Below are 19,450 nucleotides of genomic sequence, written 5' to 3' on the forward strand. Positions count from 1 at the left end.
TATCATTATGAGTTGGAAATTTTGGGAAAAGAAAACTTTATCTTGGAATGAAAGACGTGAGCGAGAGTTCATCGAAGCGATCAATAAGCTTAAAAACTTCCATGTTACCGATCGTGGCGGATATTCTATTGACCCTGAAGAACTGCGTGAGCAAGTGATAGCCAGTCGTCAAGCATACAGCAGCCTTATTGCCGGGTCTTCCCGCCACCAGCAGCAAGCAACACACTCACAGCATGCACCCGCTGCACCAGAGACAACCAAGTCCAAGGTAGGTCAGCCTTATGGTTATGACTATCAGGAGATCGTGACCTGGCGCCGTCTGGCTTCCGGCGCATCAATACGCTACGTATGCCTCCAGGATTTGACAACAAAGCGCTATACCGTCGCCGTGGCCGACTATTTCTCCAGCCCAGCAAAAGACGAGGCCATCTCGCTCGACACAGTGTTTACGCAACGAGTCGCCAAAGCCATTGGTACCGCTGAGTTCGCGTGGTTCGATACGCGCCAAGAAGCTATGGATGCATTGGATAGCGGTATTTGAGCTCGCCCTGGGCCGCCCAGTCTGGAGCTCCAAGGGGCGGACGAGATGACGCAGTCAGCCGCTTCTTCACACACAGAGCTTATATACGCCTAATACAGGAGTCACTCATGGAACAATCTCCATATCTGAAGTACGACGATATTTTGCTGCGTGGTAAGTACGGCACCGCATACCGCATACAGGAGCTTGTGATTGCTCTCTATGACCCAGATAGATTTCGATTCCGTAAGGAAAACTATTGGGGAGGGTTCGATACTCGTCACCGTGGCATCTATCTGGAACTCGAAAACTGGTACCGCGAGCAGGGATATGAACCTTCGCTCGTAGCTGTGTGCGAAGCCATCATAGCTCTAAATGAACAACAGGCTGTGCACTCCCTCGCAGAGCTTATTCAGCTTAGGGCAACACTGCCCAGAGACTACCCTGCGGAAGCGGGGGGGACGAGTGAAGCTTCTTACGAGGCTGCACTTGAAGCCTGTGAGCACCATGTATCAGTTGCTCGCAGAAAAGGCTTTCTGCGCGATTGATAGCCATTACCCCCTTTTTCTCAACTAATTTTTTTATTGACCCACATTAGGCTTGGTAACTATTACCCTCGAGACAACAGCGACAGTTTCCCAAGCGCAAACAAATTACGTTAATACCCGGCAAAGTCAGGATATCTAAACAACGCCCCTGACCTTGCCTTTTCAATCCAATAATAGTTTTTTGCGAAGCTATAGCGCTCAATCAACAACTCTGCCAACTGAGAGCGCCCAAGTGCGAACAAAGTTACGAGAACATTTTCTAACGCGTTAGTTTTTCTAATAAGATGCCTGAAACTTTCCTTAAACCCCTGCCTATCCCTATCGAAATACATCTGCGACTCTTTTAAATAGCTTGCATATATAACAGAATAATACTCAACAAAAGCCTTATCTCTCGCAAAATAGAACAAAGCTTTCATGCCTGCAAGAAACTCCGGCGTCAAACTTACAGATAAAGAATCCCAAATTGCACGTTCAACGGCAAAGCTATCTATAATTTCTTGAAGCATGCTCTCAGACCCAAGCTCGACTACGTCGCTCTTATCCTGCTCCCTAGAATCTGGATACAGCTTTATCCACTCATCAAAAAAACTTATTAATTGATTATCTGTGACACCTGCCAGAGGAATAGTCACACCTATCAAAGATGCCAGATAATAGTGCCCTGTGATTTTATGTATAGCTTTGGATAAATCATTACTGCTTAAATTGAACTCTTCCCTGATATGAGATTTTGTTTCTGAAAACCTTTCATCTCCCCATTCTATTTTTGGCGGCAAATGTGTGGCTAAATGGTAGAGCATCGGACGTGACAGCTTAGACGTAAAAGTCCCTTGTAGATATTCTTCACACAACCATAGATTCAGACGATGGAGCAAGTCCAGGCTTCGTTCCAGCTCTGCGAATTTTTCTTTAAGAACAATAATATTAATTATTGAAACCTCAGTCAGATGCTTTTGACTTTCATTACTCACAGGGTATCGAAAAGTTTGGCCAGTAGAATCGATTGATGATATATCCAAAATGACTTGATTGATTTCTGCATTTAACGAGACATATCGAGAATCGAGAGACTCCGATTCAGACTTAAAAGCACCCCATATATTTCCAATATCATGTGAAGCAGCAGAGTCAAATGTAAAAGCTAGCCCCTTAATCTTTGCAATTTCAAACAACTCATCAATGGCGCCTTTTAATCTAAGCTCAACGGAGTGCCTCATATTAAAGCAGATTGGGTAAATTAACTCGTCAACATATAAATGTATACCGCCATCCTCAATAACCTGATCTAGAAGCATATTAGCAGCCGTGGAAAACCCCTTAGAGTATTCCACATAACTAGGGCTTCCGTTGTTTCCCACGCACGCATTTGCCCAGCTTGGATCTCCACCACAAAAAGTTGAGTTACCTCTCATCAAATCTTACTCCTACTTTAATTTCTACCGATCAAGCGCCACTGGGTAACTCATCAGCCACTGAGTAATCACTCATATTTCATTCGACCAAAGAGGTCGTACATCAAATCCCCATCTAACACCTCAAAAGGTAGCTCAACGTAATGGTCAGGGTGTCGCGGTTTAGCTTTTCCGTCATGAGGTGCGTTCTTAGTGTGTCCTTGCACGAATTCGCCATTTTCCTTTATGTAAGGAAGCACTACGATACGGCCATGATTCTTAGACGATATTGTTCCCTCTTTCCAGAGGGTGAGCCCTTCTTTTCCTTTACCAGATTCTCCTACTTGCTTGACTATCCAACCGACGGAGTCGTTATCTTCATACCAAAACACAAACCCTTCACAAACAACAACGCGCTGTCCTCGTCGTTTAGCGTCGTCGAGCATCAACTTGAACCCAGTTTCATGAAGAAGCTGATTAGCCCTGGGTAGCAAAGAAAATCTTATTGCGGCCTTAGTCTTTCCCCAGTGATCCATACCAGACCGATCAAATCCTCTTGCGACCTTTTCTCGGCTACAGTAAACGGCAGTTTTGCGATTGTGAACTGCTTTCTGAGTCCAGTCATGATCCCCGTTACGTTTCAAGGTAATACCAAATCGAGAAATCCTGGCAAAATGTATATACGGGAATTGCTGAAGGATATTAAATAATGGCTGACGTAGAGCTTCTGAATCAGATGGCAGTAATAAATCCTCAGCCCTCGGGCGCGGATCGCTGGCATGTCGTCGGGATGCTTCACTCAACATCCAGCGCTCTTCATTCATCAAGCGTTCTTCCGCAATAATCGCTTTCTCCACCTTCAATCGGATTGAAAGCCTTTCTTCAGGTAGTAATACTAAAGTATCCAAGACTCCCGTCAACTTCGTATTGGTAGATTTAGCGTCGAGTAATGCTTCTTCCAAATTCCTGTAGGGAGCCGAACCAACATCACCTGGACGACGTAGAAACCAATCAATTGACCCGTCCAGCTTCAGCTGTAAGTCGAACATGTACCAAACATTGTCGGACTCTAACGATTGTTGGGGCCAACAGGCCAAAGTAGGAAGCATTACCCGAGATATTCTTAACGGCTTCATTGCTATCCCCTTGTTTATTGAATTGGTGCAATTCGAATCTTCATTCATTCCAGTAAGGAAGTTTTGAGTCGCCGGGCTGATCAATAACAATAGCTACACTTTGCCTAGCTCTGGTTACTGCAACGTAAAAAGATGCCGCTGAAGTAGCCTCAAGGACAGTCCCTTTCTTTATAAAGTTCTCGATATTCGCGGTCGGTACAATGAGGACACGATCATAGGTTGCCCCCTTTGATATTTTGAAATTTAGAAACTCCAACGCATAAGCCTTACCAGAACTGGAAGAGTGCCTAAGGCATTGAGGTTGGAAACTTGCAACGTAATCATCAACCTGATTTTTCCTGACTAAATACACACCATCATGATCTGTTCTGTCAGTGTTTGCTGAGGTTGTCGCGGGAAAGCCCCACCCCTCATCGAAAATACTATCGGAGAAAGTTGCGATTTCAGAGTGGCATCTGTAGGTCACAGATGAATACTCGATATTCAGCAACCCTTTCTCCTCCCGCTCACGAAACCATTGAATAGCTCCCGCGTAAGCATATTGCTTGTTTTTCTGGGCTCGCGGGCTGGTGGAAAGTACCGCTTGGCGAACATCCCCCACCATACGAACATCGATATCTGAGAGAAGAAGTCGTTGCATGATTTCCCAGTCATAACCGCTAAGATCTTGCACCTCATCAAAAAGGATCTCATCGTATATGCACTCCAGACGATGCATTAACGCGCCCGCACTGGCCTGAATCAACTCGAATGCGAGCCTCCCAAGCTGAGCGGCGTAGACCTGATTTTGACGATTCATGAATCTCGCCTTGCCTTTGGCCTGGAGGTGAGGAAACCCCTCGAAGTCGAACCCTCCCACACGCTCTCCTGGCAGGAAAAAGGGTAGGAACGGCTTAGCAAAATGACGTAGTAAAAAGGTGTACCACCCCAGTACCTCGAGGTTATGGGCGTCGCCTACCTGCGATGAAAGCCTATGCCTAAGCTCCTGTTGATTCGTCTGGGTAAATGTAACGATTGCCACTCGACGGTCGGCTGGAAGATCTTTGCAGTATTCAATAAGACCCTGCGTCTTCCGGCCTCCAGCCACCGCCAGCGTCAGGTGATTAGCCATGAATAAATTCCGCTGCGGCAGCCATATATACTGGCGGCACGAGGGCTTCAGCTGATTCGGCGATACGAATTGCGCCCTCAGTTTTTTCGCGAATCATCCAGGTCTCAAGACTGGCTTTGTCTTGAATGCCAAGAATTGCTCGAAGCGCCTTCTCTCCGTTGAATTTGATGAGCTGAGGCTCCAGAGTTGTGCCATCAGCTACTTCACCTATGAACAACTCCCGACATTTTCCATCCAGCCAGCCCTCTACAGGCTTCCGAAGCTCTGAGGGATCAGTGCCATCGTTATCACGCATCACTGCAACTTGCTTTTTGATGGCCGCACAAAGTTCTAGGCAACGAGCAAGCGCAAGGCCACGCATACTGATGACGTCAACGCCAGCGGCCATCGGAGTTACACCGTGCTTGTCACTGAATACTCGCTCGAAGATGATTTCGTCGGAGGGCCCTTCAACCAGTACCACCTTTTTGGCCAACACCATTCGGAGAGTGTCGTAACCAGGCAGGCGCTGGAAGTACCTCACAGTATCAGCACTCAATGCTGTGATTTTCGCAGCGGTGCTGCGATTCAATAAGAGCAATGAGTCCAGGCCAAGACGGTTAAGCACGTAGGTACTATGGGTCGAAATGAACAGCTGCTGCTGGTCAGTTGAAAGCGCTTCGATTCGAGATAAAAGCGTCGCAAGACTCGTATGCGACAGGTGATTTTCCGGCTCCTCGATCATTACGATATTGGCTTTGCTGGTATGGCGTTTCATTGCCAGCGAAATCTTGATTGTAGCTTGTTGTCCCTGTCCGGCCATGGAGAAAGGAACATCATCTACATGTGGAGTGACCGCCCCCTCCCATGACGTCCGCGAACTTTGATCCATTGCTAACGCCATAGGTTCTTTCTCCAAAGAAGCTTCAAGCTTGGAGAGTCGAGCGTTGACATCTGCCAGAGCGTTGTCGGTCATGGCAGCCTTGACTTGGCGATAGCTGAGCGAGATAGACGCCTTCTCACCTGGTTCAAGGTGGTCACTTAGAATTTGACGAAGGTGATAATCGACGCCGGCTGAGGACTTCACAGTTCCCGAGTCAATTACCGCGACCGATAGAGCTCTAGGACGTTTAGTCAGTTCTTGGTCTGCAAAGCTTCGCCATTCATAGGTGTAATACTCGACGGGAAGCAGCATGGTAGGTGCTTTAAGCCACTCATCGAGCATGTCCTGATACTCCTCATTCGGGAAAATCCTTAGGGACACACCAGGACACGCATTGGTGGGGATATCAGTGTTGATCGCCCCACATAAACTCTGAAGCTCATCTCGACCATCCAGGTAAAGCTCAATCAGAATTTCGGGCAACGCGACTTTTTTACCAGCGAGCCTCGCGGCCACGAACTCTTCCACTAAATCGGTGTTGAACCAGTAAGGATTTAAATCTTCGAGTATTCCTCTCCCGCCGATACGGCCATTCAATGCCAGGCCAATTGCCTCGATCAACGTTGACTTCCCCGCGTCGTTGCCGCCGATCAGAATGTTGAGCTGAGGATTTGGAGACAGCGTGAATTTTCGGTAGATCCGGTAACCACAAATTTTGATTTTGTTGATCAAGGCCATAATCCTTTCGGCAGTGGTATCGACGACGCTCGTAGGTACGGAGCTCATTGACGAGCAGAAAAACGTGATGACAGTCGAGTAGACACTACAGATCCGTCGGTCTCAAGGGTCAGGAACCCACCTAATGGGATAACCACGGCCAAACAATGTGTGGATCGGCGGTTACAGCAGACATGAGCCTGGGTAGACTTGGTTTATCTATAGGAAAGGAGTTCGTATGGGCATCAAGATGGGAAGCGCTCTGGATCGCACAGGCAATGAGTGGCATGCCAATACCTATCAGAAAGGGATGGGAGCTGAGCCACTCAAATGCTTATGCGGCGTCGCTGTCACCCACAACCCGTCCCACACACGCGAGCTTCACGATAAGTCTGTATTCGTTTCTGCGTATTTCAGACTACTTCCTGGTGGTGAGCACGCGGCCAATTGCAGGTACGGTGTCCAAGAGGAAATCGAAGAGATTGCGAAAGAGTCACAAGGTCTCGTCGAGAGCGTAAAGGGTAACCAATACCGAATGCGCCTGGTAATGATCAAAGAGGCGTTGGAGGGCGGCACGGCTACGAAGAACCAAAATGGCGACGGCCCAAAGGCCAGATCCAGCAAGACCTACGTCTCGTCGCCCAACAAGCTGCCTGCTTACATCAACTCGGCGAAGCGGGCACTCAAACTGCGAGCGCTGTGCGCAAGTGATAACGACGTTGAGCAGCACCTAGAGCTCGTGTTTGAAGGCAATACCGTTGTTAATTGGCGGCAGTTTTACTTTGAAACAGAGCGACATATGGAAGCTTTCCACGCCGTCTCCCAAAACACTACACAGCACCCGATTGCCATCCATGGATACGTTAAGAGTGTTCGGCGCTGTATGGGTGATGATAAGGCCAAGAATGTCCTGAACCTCAGGATGAACAAGTATCGCGCCGACTCTGAAAATCCCGAAAACGCAGTAGGCCTTGAGGTCAGTATTTGGTCTCGTCAGACTGACTGGTTTAAGGGCATAGAAAATGACGATGAGGTCGTGGTGCTGGGTATGTGGAAGGCTACGACCACGCCACCCACGACCGCACCAAACGAAGGACGGTTTAAGACTTTTACGAAGAATCGACTCAGCTTAAGCCTTGTCTTGATGGCACAAATAACCAAAGTCTAAACGCTCCTGAATTCGACCCCCACTATGGGTTTTAACAATGCAAATCTGCCAGTAATAATGAGTACGGCTTTTTTCGCTCATAGTTTGCATGGTCTCTCAACTTAGAGGCCAAGCCACCCTTTGAGCCTGCCCAACAATGACGGAGGTGTCGATCCCGAATGTGCTTCGGCTTGGTTTTGCAAAGGCTGATGGCTCGCGTCAACACTCATCGTCATATCAGCCTGACGTCGTGCTTTAGCGTGTACATCTCGCATGCGTCCGGCGTTAATCGCCTCTTGGGACATGTCACCCGCCCATTCGATGCGATTTAATCGTACCCAATAATGAGACCGACACGGGAATGTCCAGTTGCCGATGGAGGGTTTCAGCGAGACCGTTTCACCATCGAAGGACATTTGCCAGTCGGTTGGTGAAAACGGAGTGATCACCTTGTTTCCGCAACCACAGGCGCATAGGTGCGTCGCAGTGGCGAACTCCATTGCGAGGTAGAGCTCGCCAGGTTCCAACCGCTCAGGGAATTGCTCAACGAAGTGAGGTGAGAGATGCTTGATCTTCATTGCCGTTCCTCGCTGTTGCCCATCTCATTGAGGTTCGTCGAGTAGGTGAAATGATCGGACTGGCTGTTATCGACATAGAAGCCGCAGAGCCGTTTCCACATCCCAACTGCCAACACCGCGTTGAGCGCGTTCAAGTCAGCAATTTGAATGTTCGATCGGTAAGCATCCTCTGCAGCATTTTCGGTCAACGGCAGTGTGCGAGCTGCATGATCATGATGCTCCTGAGTGAGGGTCGTCACCCGGCAGATCCCCCATACTTGTTGTGACTCGTCAACCAGGTGCACGCCCATCCCAACGTCCAGCAACGATGTGCGAGTACCACGCAGCTCTCGCACGACCATTTCCCTCACCGTAGTGTTATCGACGCTGAGGAACACGTAGTCGAAGGCTCGAAGCTCACCCACATTGTCCGCGGTGATCATGCATGGATGGGGCATGATCTTACGGTGCAGGTGGGCATACATTTCATAGAGGTACTCTACCTTCTTAAGGGCCCGCTCCAGTGTGGCGAAGGGCACCGCGCCTGGAAAACGAAACGCATTGTGCTGTTGAAGCACGTCCCCATCGAACAAGTGGATCTCCGCGACCGGGGTCTTAGCGACCTGATCCAGGATGTAGGCACCGGTACCGCCCAGCCCCACCACGGCTACCTTCAAGCCTTTGAATTTCTCCGTTGGCATTCCGATGCCTGCTCGTGCAGACGCCGTATCGGTATAAGCGAAGACCGTTTCCTCAACCTCCGACCGAATGGGTGCGAAGATCTTGGCTGTGACGTCCTTCTCGAGGGCTGCGGCAGGCCCACTGAGCATCGCAACGTAAAGCGACACCTTCTCGTAGTAATCGATGTAGTTGCCAGACCGAGGCTTGGCCGAGAAGTAGTGGTTCACTTGCAAGCCAGTCATGAGCTGATTCGTCTGGCTGTTGTTGATGATCTGTTCGATGGGACGCCCTTGTGAATCACAAGGGCAGTCACCAATGAAATGTGCCGTATGGTCGTTCGGACGCTCCGCAACATCTGCCGTCAGATCGAGCATAACTACCAGCACGCCTTTGCATACCTGACGCTGAGCATTAACGTAGGGTACATCTCGAACCAGAAGATAAGGCCCCATGGTATCGAGGTTGTATCCCTCGTTGCGCAGACGCAGGAGGTGAGGACTACGACTTATCAGTTGGTGTGACATTGAAGTGCATCCCCTTCTTGATATGGACGTGCTGGCCATCAACCAGGTTTGTGAGCGAGTTACCTTCGTAACCTTTTGCGTAAGTCACGGTGAAGTGGGAATTAGGGCCCGGTTCCGCCTCCGGGTAGGCGAGCCGCACAACGTCCCAGTAGCTCAGGTAGCGCGAGTGAACGAACACGGGCAACGTGTTGACGAACACCTTGATGTTGATCTCCACCGCAGCGAAGTGCTCAACACCCGGACGCCCCAGATCGAACAGATCACGGTCTTCGATCAGCTCATCGTCATCGCCTGGAACGACCAGGAAGATGTCGTACTTCACCGGATCGGCGCCAGCGAGCTGTTTGAGGGTGCGCCCAGAGATGCGTTGGCCACCCCAATCCTGTGCACGCCCGTCAATGAAGAAGCGGAACGTGCGGTCGTTCTTGAAAGCCAGGAACTTCTCGATACCCGCCTGGCGCAAATCAGTCGTCTCACTGGGGCTGAGCAGCTCCAGGTGACCGTTGGTGAGTACCTGGAAGAGCAGGTATTCGTCGACCGGGCGAAGCTCCGCAGCGTCCAGCACCTGCTGACCGGTTGGAACAGGATCCGCGATCACCAGTAGCCTGTACTCCAGCCCCTCATTGCCGATCTGAATCTTGTACGGGCCATGGTCACGCACCTCGCGGCCCGTCGAGACGGCGGCGGCAACGTCTTCAATTTCTAAATCGTTCAACTGTGTCATGGACAAATCCTCGAAAGTGAACCAAATGAGCCGTTGCCTGCACAGACAACACCACCGCTCTTAAAAAACGACCCTCGGGTCGTTGTCCAGACAGACAACAGTGGACTTCAAAAAAAAGCCGCTTATCATTGGGTCATGAATCGCGAGCTGTTGTCTGGCTAGGCAACAGACTACTCCCGCCCTCCTGGGCAATGCAAGAGGTTGGAGAAAAAAAATGGATTTGGGTGAGTTCATCGCAACTGTGCGTGAACGAAAAGAACTAAGCTTTCGGGACTTGGAGAAACGGGCCGGCGATCTGGATCACGCCTACATATGGAGATTAGAGAAGGGAGACCGGGCAGCTCCGTCCGAAGATGTCGTCATGCGGCTGAGCCAAGCGCTTGAGCTGGATGAACGAGAGAGTGAAGTGTTTCGACTGCTGGCCAAGCCAGTGACCATTGAGAACGCGCTGTACCACCTTATGCTCTCCCGCATGGACATCCCGTGGGAAGATTTTGAAGACGTAGCAACGATGAGCTTCCGAGGTGAGCGTCCAAACACCGAAGAGGCCTGGCTCAAGCGGATCGAACTCATTCAGCAGATGTAACGACGAGGAGCTTCATGGACGAAAATGTTGCGATCTCACGGGCTCGGAAATTATTGAAGGACGCAGGGGTCACGACGGCACCTGTTGATGTTGAGGCGCTTGCTCTTTCACTGGGCTTCCACATATCACGTCAGGAGTTAGCTGATGGTGAAGCCGGCAATACCTTCAATCGACGCGGGAAGAAACATATCTGTGTCAATCAGAAGGACAGCCCACTCCGGCAGCGTTTCACCATCCTTCATGAGATCGCACACGACGTTCTTCAACTACCGTCCAAGCATGGTGAAAAGGTGCCTTCAGATGAACTTGAATGCTTCACTGGGCGCCCCCCGGAGGAAGTTCTCTGCGACGTTTTCGCCGCTGAATGCCTAGTTCCTTGGCAACTGATACAACCGCTGGCAGTAGAGCGAGAGTTCACTCTGGATCACCTCGCGGAATTAGCGATTGAATTCCAAGCATCCCGCTCCTGTATCGCATCGCGGTTTGCCCAAGCTTCAAAAGATCATCTGGCATTCGTCATTGCCGAGGATGGCGTCGTCCAATACTCAATAGTTTCAAAAGCTCTTCGAGAATCGCGAATCTGGATCACCAAAGAAATCCAGTTGCCACGTAACTCTGCTGCAGCCAAAGCTCTCAAGTCAGGTCTCGGAGGCCTCTTTACCGCAGAGTTGGAAGGCTTGGATTGGAGTAGTAGTGATGATGCCCGACGATTCGCCTGCTACGAGGAAGCAACCTACTACGCCCCTGCGAAGCAGACTCAGTCCATCCTCATATTCGAGGAGCTTGACCCCCGCCAGGCTTCGAGTGGTTATCGCACATCTCGCGATGACGACGATGGTCTTCTAGATGAGCTCGACGGATACCCAGGGTGGTCTAAACCCCGGTAGTTGATGGCCACAAAACTAGGCGCCATGGCAGATAGCCGCCCGCTGCCCCTCTAATTATTTTTGCCTCTAGCTGCTCTATGCTTTTCTAGATGCCGCATTTCATTTTGCCATTCGACAAGAAATTTATCCCAATCGCGTGCGTATAGCCCTTCCGGTACACGTGTTGATCCCACGCTGGCACGTAGGAAACGCTCACGCCACGGCTGTGGAATGCTCGACTCGCGAACGATGCGGCAACCTATCGGGTGTGACTTAGTCGGTACGAAACGTAGAACCTCCTCAACGCTGAGAGGCTGTTCCATTGACCCAGTATCAAGCCGTTCTCGCAGCTCAATATCGTCAAGAACGTCCAGCACATCGAGCGCCCTGACATCTCCAGGAAGGATGTGGGCAAGCATCCAAAGTGCTTCTCGCCTTTGGGCCTCACGATGGCGTAGCTCTGCATCAGAAGTCATCGCAATCACCTCCAGCCTGCTTTGAGGTCGTTGGTAGACGTCGGTAAAGTCCTGACAGTAATCGCGCATCGAGCAGCACCTGGTGAGGAAACTCAGGGAGTGCTACGTCTCGAATGTCGTCTGCCTCGATATGTCTGAGTAGCTGGATCAGGTTCGTCGGCCTGTTCACCACATGGCTAGGCCATCGGTGATCCACGTAGGCAAGTTGACAGAAGAAGTCCCAGTCCCAATCCGGCGCGTCTGAGCAAATCTCTAGCGGGCCTTCGATACCATCAAGGAAAGCCCGCAGTGAAGCTTGGGCTTCCACGAGTGACATGCCATAGCGGGGCGGATCCAACTGCGGCAGGACGTTCTTGATTACGAAGTCGCTGCAGTCCTCGACCTGATAGGTGTCGGTCAGCTCCGCATAAAACTCGTCGCCGGCCTCCGAGACCAATGCCAGCGAAATCAGCTTCGTGCCCTGGTTGAGCTGCGTGAACTCACAGCCCAAGAATAGCTTCACCGATTCATTCTCTCCAGACGGCAATCCCTCAAGTGTCGAACCTACCACACTGAGCACATTATTCTCCTTGGCTAGACTGGAACTCAACAGTCCTAATAATCAACCCATGTCTGAATGTGCATGTGTGAATTTCAGCTTGTGCTGAATCCCCGCCAAGAAACTGGCTACTGGTACAATCCTCGTCGCTCGCTCACACCATCAGTTTTACCGCCGTGCAGGATGACAGTCCTCTGTTGTGAGCGGGCTTCCAGCTTGCTCTCTTGGGTTGGTGCATAACCGTGTGCAGCACCCAAAAAAACGGGGGCTAATCCCTAAGGAATACCGCTCTTATGTCATTCACCTTTGAACCCTGGCAAGCCCTGGGCAGCACGCCACTCTCTGAGTGTGCGAGTGATACCTTCGGCTGAATCATCTGCATCGTCTTCTGGGTAGAAGATCAAGTCAGAGCCTGCTGGATGCTCACAGATGGTGTTGAAGTGGTGCACAAGCTTGTTCTCTTCCTCTTCGCTTGCATCGTTCCCGATGATGCGTTGAAGCAGCTCAACGAACTCTTGTTCTGTGTAATCTGAAACGCTGTTCTTCAAAATCATTGTCTGTCTTCCCTGTGAATCTCTACGTGTCGTTTCGGCGTCACTATCGTGAGGTTGTCCACGTCATAAACCGCACCGCCATGCTGAATATTTTCGATGTGATGGATTTCGTAGCGAGCGTTTTCCCCGTTGTGTTCGGGCCTTTGGGCAAATGGTGCTTTGCCGTTCAGTAACTTGCCTTGGTTGGTGGGTTTGAACTGGCTTAATAGTTCTGAATCATTGCCTATGGCAGTCCAGAGTGCGGCTCTGAAATCGTCGAAACGCCTAAACTTTTGCCCTCGCAATTGATCGGCAATTCTCGTGGGGATCCGTACACCAAGTCCGGCGCCAGCACCTGCAAGCCATATGCCTGACACGTCTTGACCTTGACCAGTCACAACGCCTGATTCGTGGCGGGCGCTAACAACAATGTACAACGGTTGAACACCAGATCCAGCCGGGAACACAAGGATGAAGTCTTTGTATTGATCGGGGTATATCGGGCTGACGATGATGCTATCTGCCTGTTCGGTAGGCGGATAAATCCAAATCTGGGGGGCTTGTGGAGCACCCTCTAGCGGTGGAATTCCTGAGGTACTGGATGGGTCAACGGCTGGTGTCCATATGAGGGTTATGCCTTCACCGAAGTCAGCCACTTGTTGGGAGCCTTGGTCAACGAACTGGACTACAGGAATCATTTCCCAGTCGGTGCGCTTCTGGGTGTTGTACCCGTATCCTTTCAAGGTGCCATCGGCCTGCTGTTCGACGTGCAGCCGAACGCGTGTACGGCCTTCCTTTAGCGATTTGAGCTGTTCTTCTGTGTACAGAGAGCTGTCGCCCAAACTCGATGGCCACAGAAATGTAACCAGTCCCCCCAAGGCTCCAAAAGCTACACCAGCAGTAACTACCCCGGCACCGCCAGTAGCACTCGCCCCCGTTGCAGCAGTTCCAGTAGCAACAGCAGCTCCAGCGCTGCAGAGGCCACCACAGGACACGCTAGCAGCAGTGGCTGCTCCGCCTAATAGCAGTGTTCCCAGTGCAGTAGGTAAGGCACTACCACTAATTTTTTTAAGGGGAATGTTCCCGTCTGCATCTGTTTCACGACCACCGAGAATGGCGAACTCGCCGTAGTTGGCCACTTTCTCGACAGGGATAAACCCGGCTGGCTTCTTGTGGTCGATCACACCGTCAGGAAGGTCGCAGCTCTTTGCGAACACACAGCCCACGGTGTTGGGCTTGGCGTCTTCCTTCGGTGGAAGGTCTTTGTATTCCGCCCAACGCTGGGCATGGGTATCAACAGGTTCTACGCCGCTGTTGCGGTAGCCCTTTGGCGGGTTTGGTACGTATCCGCTCACGTTGAGCTTCCTTTTCATCCTTGGGGAATTCCAGCCTGTAGCTGGGGCAGAATGACGTTACCGGGAAGCACTGGTGCAGGCTGTAGGACAAGTCCTAAATGCCATGCTCCGCTTTCCTTTCCATGTCATGCGTGGGAGCAGGATAACCGCTCTTACGCTAGGTTTTGAATGGTGGCTATTGGCCGCGCCGAGGGATCTCACCAGCGAGCCAATACATGCAAATGAGTGTTCAAGTCAGTGCAATGCACGGAGCCCGACTGCCAGCTTTGATTCTCCAGCTTCTGGTGGAGATGCTTGGGCTATAGGTGGCCACGGTCTCCTTGATCGGAGCGATTACTCGTCTACCCATTGAGGTCAATCGACCAACACTGGGGCTAGATCGCGAAAGCTTGCCCCCATCTAGAGGACATACAGTTAAGCCAGCAATGGGATCACCAATCAGGCTCTGGCTCTGGCTCTGTACCCAAATGAATCGACATAACCAACGCACGGCGGTAATGCAGTGGGGTAGCGTTCAACTCTAGGGAAAGAAGTCGGTCGGCCACACCGGTCAAGGTATCCATCCGCTCGCGGGGCACTGCTATATATACAACCAACCGTGTCCCGCTTGCTGTCATCGACCCTATTCCTTTTGGAGGCTCTTTGTCTTGCGACAATCGAGGATCTGCGTAGAGCTGGCACTCGACCCCTGGGTATTTGAAAATCTCCGGGTAGAGCACTTCACCCTTCAGAGTCAGAATCATATGCTCATGATAATGACCTTCGTTAGCCCTCGAATTATTGGGCAGGGCTAGGCTGAACGACCACGTAAAATCCCAGCCGGACAGCTTAATTTGATAGAGGGTACGTTGCGTTTCGAGCCGGGGCCGGCCTCGCCGAGTTTTCGATTTTTGCTGGATTGTACGGGCCATAACGACCTCCACCAGACAAACGGCCAGCAGTGTGGACAGGATCCCGGCTGACCTAAATCCTACAATTATAGTACCGGGGGGAAAGCTCTGCTCTCGACTCTTGAGGGGCCAGCGGGCACTTTATGATGGTTGCGCCATGTATCCCATATCTCGACAATGCTAAACATCACCAAGCATGCAGAAGGCAGCATGGAGCAACATCAGCTAGGACATGGCCTACCTCGGTCACAAGAGCGAGGAGCTCAAGGATTTGCCCGCGTCAGCATACAGGTCGCAGAGCCGCGTCTTCATCACGCGCAGCAATCCAGTGTTGCTGCGAGCCCTCAAGTCTCCCTGGTTAATATTGCATATTTCGAATCAGACACGCAGCCACTGCAGACCGTCCAAGCTACCGATCCGGCACAACACCCAGTCAATATCGTCACCTATCACCTCCAATTGATCACTTTGCCCTCTGGTGTACGAAATCTAGATCAAGGACGATAGGGGAGCAGCTCCGAATGCGAAGGATTGAGGCATATGACACTGACTGGTGCATTGACGCTACCATCAACAAACAGGGGCTTATCGAGTGCCGTGGAGGCAGTCGATAAGTCGTGTTCCGATTCAGAGAAGTCAGATTGGCCGGAGGTGAATTGCCTACGAGTGGTCAGCCGCGATACTGGAGTGGAATATGTACTTCTATGCGGAGATGAGCCTAGCGAGGCCTATACATAATGAGGTTCAAACCAAAGAAACTCACTCTTGACGCAATCGAAAGCTCTTTACATATAGATGGTTGGTTGTCGCAGTTTTCTGAAATAGACGTTATTACCGCGAAGATGATGCTCAGCCGTCTCCAGTTTGTCTCACGCGACACCTACGCGGGCTGGCTTAGATCTGCAGTTTCCAACCTTCCTAAAGGCGAGCAGCACGCAATGTACTCCGTAAGAAAGCTGCCTAAAAATTCCTCACTGTGGGATGAGAAAGGCGATATTGCGCTCCGTCCTGGTGAGTCTCAAGGTAGCGAGGATCTAGTGTATTCATTAATTTCGAACTCTAAGCGCGCTATCGGAGAGTCGCTTTTTGATCACCCATCTTTAAAAGTTTTACGCAAAAATAAAATTCATAGCATTATTCTTATAGATGACTCAATTGGTAGTGGAGATCGGGTATCTAACTTCATAAACTCCATGCTGAGAAACACAACATTTCTGAGCTGGTGGAGTTATGGGCTCATTAGGTTCCACATCCTCAGCTATGCGAGACAACGTCAAGCTGAAAAATATATTATCTCCAAAGTTTGCGGCTCGGATCATAGCAAGCGGACATACCCTAAATCCTCAAAAATCAGCTTCAAAAGTGAAGTCGTATATAGTCAGAGCCACCCTCAATCACGTTGGGGGGACAATTATGAACAGATCCTTGAGCTATGCAAAAAAGTCACTAAAGTGTCGTCAAAATACCGCCTGGGGTACGGCGAAGTGATGGCAAACTTAATTTTTCATCACAGCGTTCCTAATAACATACCTGGAATTTTGTGGAGCGACTCAAAAAAATGGCATGCACTTTTCCCCCGCCGTGCAATCTCTGAGTGGCTTCCACCATTACTTGATAGCAAAGCATCTCATACATCATCCCAAAAGAATTTAGTCACCCCAGATATAATCCGATTGTTAAAGCTTATCAAGATTGGAATTTCCAGTATTGATACGTTGTCTGAGCGGCTGACATGTGACATACCTTATGCTAAAGCTCTGTTATCTAAAGCCCATAGGCTGAAGCTAGTCACTGACAACAATAGATTAGCGTGGGCGGGAAGAAATGAGCTGAGAAAAGATAAAGCCAACGAGAAGGTGACTATTTGGGACACAACCATGTATATTCCCAGCTCATGGTGCGCTGACTAGGAACTTTTTAGCCGCCCTCATGCGAGGGTGAATTGAGATAGCCTTGGCTAGATCGATGGGGATACCGGATAGGCATCTCTGGAATAGTCTGACGTTTGGGGCGGCCAGCCGCCCCACCGATGCCGTGAACTCTGACCGTCGAGGTCTCGGAAATCCACGGCATTGGTGGCCCCCTGGGCCTAAAGGAGAGGGTAAATGGTTTCCTGGTCAGCGCATCAACTATATATGGAAGCTAAATCAAAGTTAGGCACGCAGCAGGCGACTAACTTGCGTCAATACGCACGCGTACTCCAGCGCAAAAATCTACCTGTCGTTTTCACGCTCAATCATTTAGCAAAAATAACAGGTATCAGTCACACGTTACTGCGCGATACTGTTGAGCGAGGTAGAGAGCGCAAAAACTCTAGAATCTACTCCATCAAAAAAAGTTCTGGAGGTGAAAGATTCATCCATGTAATTAATGATGATCTTGCATTTGTTCAAAAATTTATAAACTCTGAAATCCTGCAAAAACTTACGCCCCACCCCTGCTCTTATGCATTCCATGAAAGTGGTGGCGTGCGTGAATGCGCAGAAATTCATTGCGGAGCAAGATGGCTTTTTAAATTTGACTTATGCGATTTTTTTTATCATATAAATGAAAGACATGTGTTCGAGGTTTTTTTGAACGCAGGATATCGCAACCTAATAGCGTTCGAAATGGCGCGACTGTGTACAACTACACGCATGCCAAGTAATCTACACTATTTACTCAAGCCAAATAAAAGCGGAATAGAAACTCAAGATAAAAAATATAGATTCTATAATCAACACAATGAAAAATTAGGATTGTTACCGCAAGGTGCCCCAACAAGCCCAATGCTAAGCAATCTGGTTGCATTTAAGCTAGACCAAAAGTTAGAGACTTTCGCTCGAGAGCATGGATTGACTTATACTCGATACGCAGACGACATAACTTTCTCCACAAGTGATGATTTGCCCGAGAAAACGTCAATAGGATATATTCAGCGTTCAGTCATAAAAATAATCTCCCAGTGTGGTTTCCGGAACAATACTGGAAAGATGCATGTTGCAGGGCCTGGTTCTCGGAAAATTGTTTTAGGTCTTCTGGTGGACGGAGAGAAAGCCCGCATTTCCAAGGCTACATTTAAGCGAGTAGATAGACTGCTTCACTCAATCAAGGTGTATGGTCTCGACGCGGTGTCTGTACATGAGCAGTTTAAGTCACCTGTCGGTCTCTACGAGCATCTTCGGGGTCTTCTTGCCTTTGTTAAAGATGTAGATACGGCCCGCTGGGATGAGTTTAAGATTCAATTTCACCAAGTTACCTCCCCTTGGACTGATGAGCCCATCGTATCTGGCAGTTTATGAGTCGACGATGCATGGTAAAGGAGTTAGCTAGCACGCCACTGCTTCTATCGGATCATCATCCTAGCTAACAATAAAGGGCGAGACCTATCTGAAGAGCATTAACACTCAATATGAACCACCATGAACACTTTTATAGGTCTCTGTTAACAGAACTGCATCCACAAGCTTAATTTGCGCAGCCCAAGCTACCGCCAGAGTCGACAGCATTGCCGTACCAGCAATAATATCTAGTAAAGCTATTCGATGCGATTGCACGACGGCAGAAAGCTTAGGCTCCTCAAGCCTGTCCCGAGCGCGGATCGTTCCTAATCCAGTTTCATCAGCGTGGATAAGATGGCTAGACATTCCGTAAGTATGAAGCATCGACGACAACGGTGATATGTTAAACGTTTCCTTCAACTGCCTATCGATAGTCATTACCATTCTGGTAAAGCCCCAACGTGACTCAACGTCTTTTCTCACGTCCTTTGGGACACGTTGCCTAAGCTCCGCTAACATATCCTCTGAAAGAATAAGTGCCTCGAGCATAGGATCGTGACTGCCTGGAATACTGTCAAGAGTTCGAAAGGCCTTATCATGTTGTTTTAGTCTACTCACAACAGACAAGGTATGCTCATACTCTTCGCAAAGCCCAAGCCTCTTATCCACAGGAGAAAAACACAAATAGCAAATTTTGACATAAGCCTCAATTATAGGGCGCACTAATATTTGAGCATCCCATATCGCCCCCAACTTTATCAGCTCAACAACAGCTTCGCTTCTCGCAGCCATAAAATTAAACAGACCGCCACAAATAGCAACAAGTTTAGGCTCAGCTTTTCTATGCAACACTGCTATTTCTATAGCAAGATCAGCACATTCATTTTGAAACCTAAGAAACCGATCAATTATTTTTACAAGACTTTCGTCACACATACAATCCCTTTCAACTACTTAGCGCCGCAGCGAACGATATAAACGTTCAGACCAAACTGAGCAGCGACACATCAAAGAAACTTTAAGCC

At 49.7% G+C, this 19,450-nt stretch carries 20 protein-coding genes; 7 read left to right on the plus strand and 13 right to left on the minus strand.

Annotated elements, in window-relative coordinates; genetic code table 11:
• The first annotated feature begins 7 nt into the window (after window positions 1-7).
• The gene (locus tag J7E41_RS20405; RefSeq protein WP_214995635.1) at window positions 8-541 is read left to right on the plus strand and encodes a hypothetical protein; all 534 of its coding nucleotides are present in this window, start codon (window positions 8-10) and stop codon (window positions 539-541) included.
• A gap of 107 nt (window positions 542-648) precedes the next feature.
• Complete coding sequence (locus tag J7E41_RS20410; RefSeq protein ID WP_214995637.1) at window positions 649-1,068, plus strand: hypothetical protein; 420 nt, start codon at window positions 649-651, stop codon at window positions 1,066-1,068.
• Between the two features lie 110 nt (window positions 1,069-1,178).
• Here the strand turns inward: J7E41_RS20410 and J7E41_RS20415 are convergent, their stop codons facing one another.
• The 4 genes from J7E41_RS20415 to J7E41_RS20430 form a co-directional block, all read right to left on the minus strand.
• Complete coding sequence (locus tag J7E41_RS20415; RefSeq protein WP_214995639.1) at window positions 1,179-2,483, minus strand: hypothetical protein; 1,305 nt, start codon at window positions 2,481-2,483, stop codon at window positions 1,179-1,181.
• A gap of 68 nt (window positions 2,484-2,551) precedes the next feature.
• On the minus strand, window positions 2,552-3,511 hold the full coding sequence (locus J7E41_RS20420) for a hypothetical protein (protein WP_214995641.1): 960 nt from the start codon (window positions 3,509-3,511) through the stop codon (window positions 2,552-2,554).
• Window positions 3,512-3,638: 127 nt separating this feature from the next.
• A complete protein-coding gene (locus tag J7E41_RS20425; RefSeq protein ID WP_214995643.1) occupies window positions 3,639-4,709 on the minus strand; it encodes a UvrD-helicase domain-containing protein in 1,071 nt (356 codons plus the stop codon).
• Window positions 4,702-6,309 (minus strand): ATP-dependent nuclease, encoded by a 1,608-nt coding sequence (locus tag J7E41_RS20430; RefSeq protein WP_251029593.1) that lies wholly within the window; start codon window positions 6,307-6,309, stop codon window positions 4,702-4,704. Before J7E41_RS20430 ends, J7E41_RS20425 begins: the two co-directional genes overlap by 8 nt.
• A 217-nt stretch (window positions 6,310-6,526) precedes the next feature.
• Here J7E41_RS20430 and J7E41_RS20435 point away from each other — a divergent pair, with 217 nt between their 5' ends.
• Window positions 6,527-7,456 carry a hypothetical protein gene (locus J7E41_RS20435; protein WP_214995647.1) on the plus strand — a complete coding sequence of 310 codons (930 nt, stop codon included), beginning with the start codon at window positions 6,527-6,529 and terminating at the stop codon, window positions 7,454-7,456.
• Window positions 7,457-7,557: 101 nt separating this feature from the next.
• Here the strand turns inward: J7E41_RS20435 and J7E41_RS20440 are convergent, their stop codons facing one another.
• The 3 genes from J7E41_RS20440 to J7E41_RS20450 are packed head-to-tail and all read right to left on the minus strand — an operon-like array spanning window position 7,558 to window position 9,921.
• Window positions 7,558-8,013 (minus strand): DUF6527 family protein, encoded by a 456-nt coding sequence (locus J7E41_RS20440; protein ID WP_214995648.1) that lies wholly within the window; start codon window positions 8,011-8,013, stop codon window positions 7,558-7,560.
• Window positions 8,010-9,236 carry a ThiF family adenylyltransferase gene (locus J7E41_RS20445; RefSeq protein WP_353049413.1) on the minus strand — a complete coding sequence of 409 codons (1,227 nt, stop codon included), beginning with the start codon at window positions 9,234-9,236 and terminating at the stop codon, window positions 8,010-8,012. Before J7E41_RS20445 ends, J7E41_RS20440 begins: the two co-directional genes overlap by 4 nt.
• Entirely contained in the window at window positions 9,172-9,921 is a 750-nt protein-coding gene (locus tag J7E41_RS20450; RefSeq protein ID WP_214995652.1) for a multiubiquitin domain-containing protein, read from the minus strand. The genes J7E41_RS20445 and J7E41_RS20450 overlap by 65 nt, the downstream gene beginning before the upstream one ends.
• A 214-nt stretch (window positions 9,922-10,135) precedes the next feature.
• Between J7E41_RS20450 and J7E41_RS20455 the strand changes: the two genes are divergently transcribed.
• Both J7E41_RS20455 and J7E41_RS20460 read left to right on the plus strand, forming a co-directional pair.
• Window positions 10,136-10,507: a helix-turn-helix domain-containing protein gene (locus J7E41_RS20455; RefSeq protein WP_214995654.1), complete on the plus strand. Its 372-nt coding sequence runs from the start codon at window positions 10,136-10,138 to the stop codon at window positions 10,505-10,507.
• 14 nt (window positions 10,508-10,521) lie between these two features.
• Window positions 10,522-11,394 carry an ImmA/IrrE family metallo-endopeptidase gene (locus J7E41_RS20460; RefSeq protein ID WP_214995656.1) on the plus strand — a complete coding sequence of 291 codons (873 nt, stop codon included), beginning with the start codon at window positions 10,522-10,524 and terminating at the stop codon, window positions 11,392-11,394.
• Between the two features lie 50 nt (window positions 11,395-11,444).
• Here the strand turns inward: J7E41_RS20460 and J7E41_RS20465 are convergent, their stop codons facing one another.
• The 5 genes from J7E41_RS20465 to J7E41_RS20485 form a co-directional block, all read right to left on the minus strand.
• Window positions 11,445-11,849 (minus strand): hypothetical protein, encoded by a 405-nt coding sequence (locus J7E41_RS20465; protein WP_214995658.1) that lies wholly within the window; start codon window positions 11,847-11,849, stop codon window positions 11,445-11,447.
• A complete protein-coding gene (locus J7E41_RS20470) occupies window positions 11,839-12,408 on the minus strand; it encodes a hypothetical protein (protein ID WP_353049414.1) in 570 nt (189 codons plus the stop codon). The genes J7E41_RS20465 and J7E41_RS20470 overlap by 11 nt, the downstream gene beginning before the upstream one ends.
• 275 nt (window positions 12,409-12,683) lie before the next feature.
• Window positions 12,684-12,941 (minus strand): bacteriocin immunity protein, encoded by a 258-nt coding sequence (locus J7E41_RS20475; RefSeq protein ID WP_214995660.1) that lies wholly within the window; start codon window positions 12,939-12,941, stop codon window positions 12,684-12,686.
• Window positions 12,938-14,293, minus strand: coding sequence for an S-type pyocin domain-containing protein (locus tag J7E41_RS20480; RefSeq protein WP_214995662.1), 1,356 nt, complete (start codon window positions 14,291-14,293; stop codon window positions 12,938-12,940). The genes J7E41_RS20475 and J7E41_RS20480 overlap by 4 nt, the downstream gene beginning before the upstream one ends.
• Window positions 14,294-14,706: 413 nt before the next feature.
• A complete protein-coding gene (locus J7E41_RS20485; protein WP_214995664.1) occupies window positions 14,707-15,186 on the minus strand; it encodes a hypothetical protein in 480 nt (159 codons plus the stop codon).
• A 716-nt stretch (window positions 15,187-15,902) separates the two neighbouring features.
• On the opposite strand from J7E41_RS20485, the gene J7E41_RS20490 reads away from it, so the two are divergent.
• On the plus strand, window positions 15,903-17,075 hold the full coding sequence (locus J7E41_RS20490; RefSeq protein WP_214995666.1) for a phosphoribosyltransferase-like protein: 1,173 nt from the start codon (window positions 15,903-15,905) through the stop codon (window positions 17,073-17,075).
• 195 nt (window positions 17,076-17,270) lie between these two features.
• Window positions 17,271-18,446 carry a reverse transcriptase family protein gene (locus J7E41_RS20495; protein WP_214995668.1) on the plus strand — a complete coding sequence of 392 codons (1,176 nt, stop codon included), beginning with the start codon at window positions 17,271-17,273 and terminating at the stop codon, window positions 18,444-18,446.
• A 105-nt stretch (window positions 18,447-18,551) separates the two neighbouring features.
• Here J7E41_RS20495 and J7E41_RS20500 read toward each other — a convergent pair whose 3' ends face one another.
• Entirely contained in the window at window positions 18,552-19,361 is an 810-nt protein-coding gene (locus tag J7E41_RS20500) for a DUF5677 domain-containing protein (RefSeq protein WP_214995669.1), read from the minus strand.
• Window positions 19,362-19,450 lie beyond the last annotated feature (89 nt).

It is taken from the genome of Pseudomonas fluorescens (assembly GCF_018614655.1).
Taxonomy (GTDB): domain Bacteria; phylum Pseudomonadota; class Gammaproteobacteria; order Pseudomonadales; family Pseudomonadaceae; genus Aquipseudomonas; species Aquipseudomonas fluorescens_BX.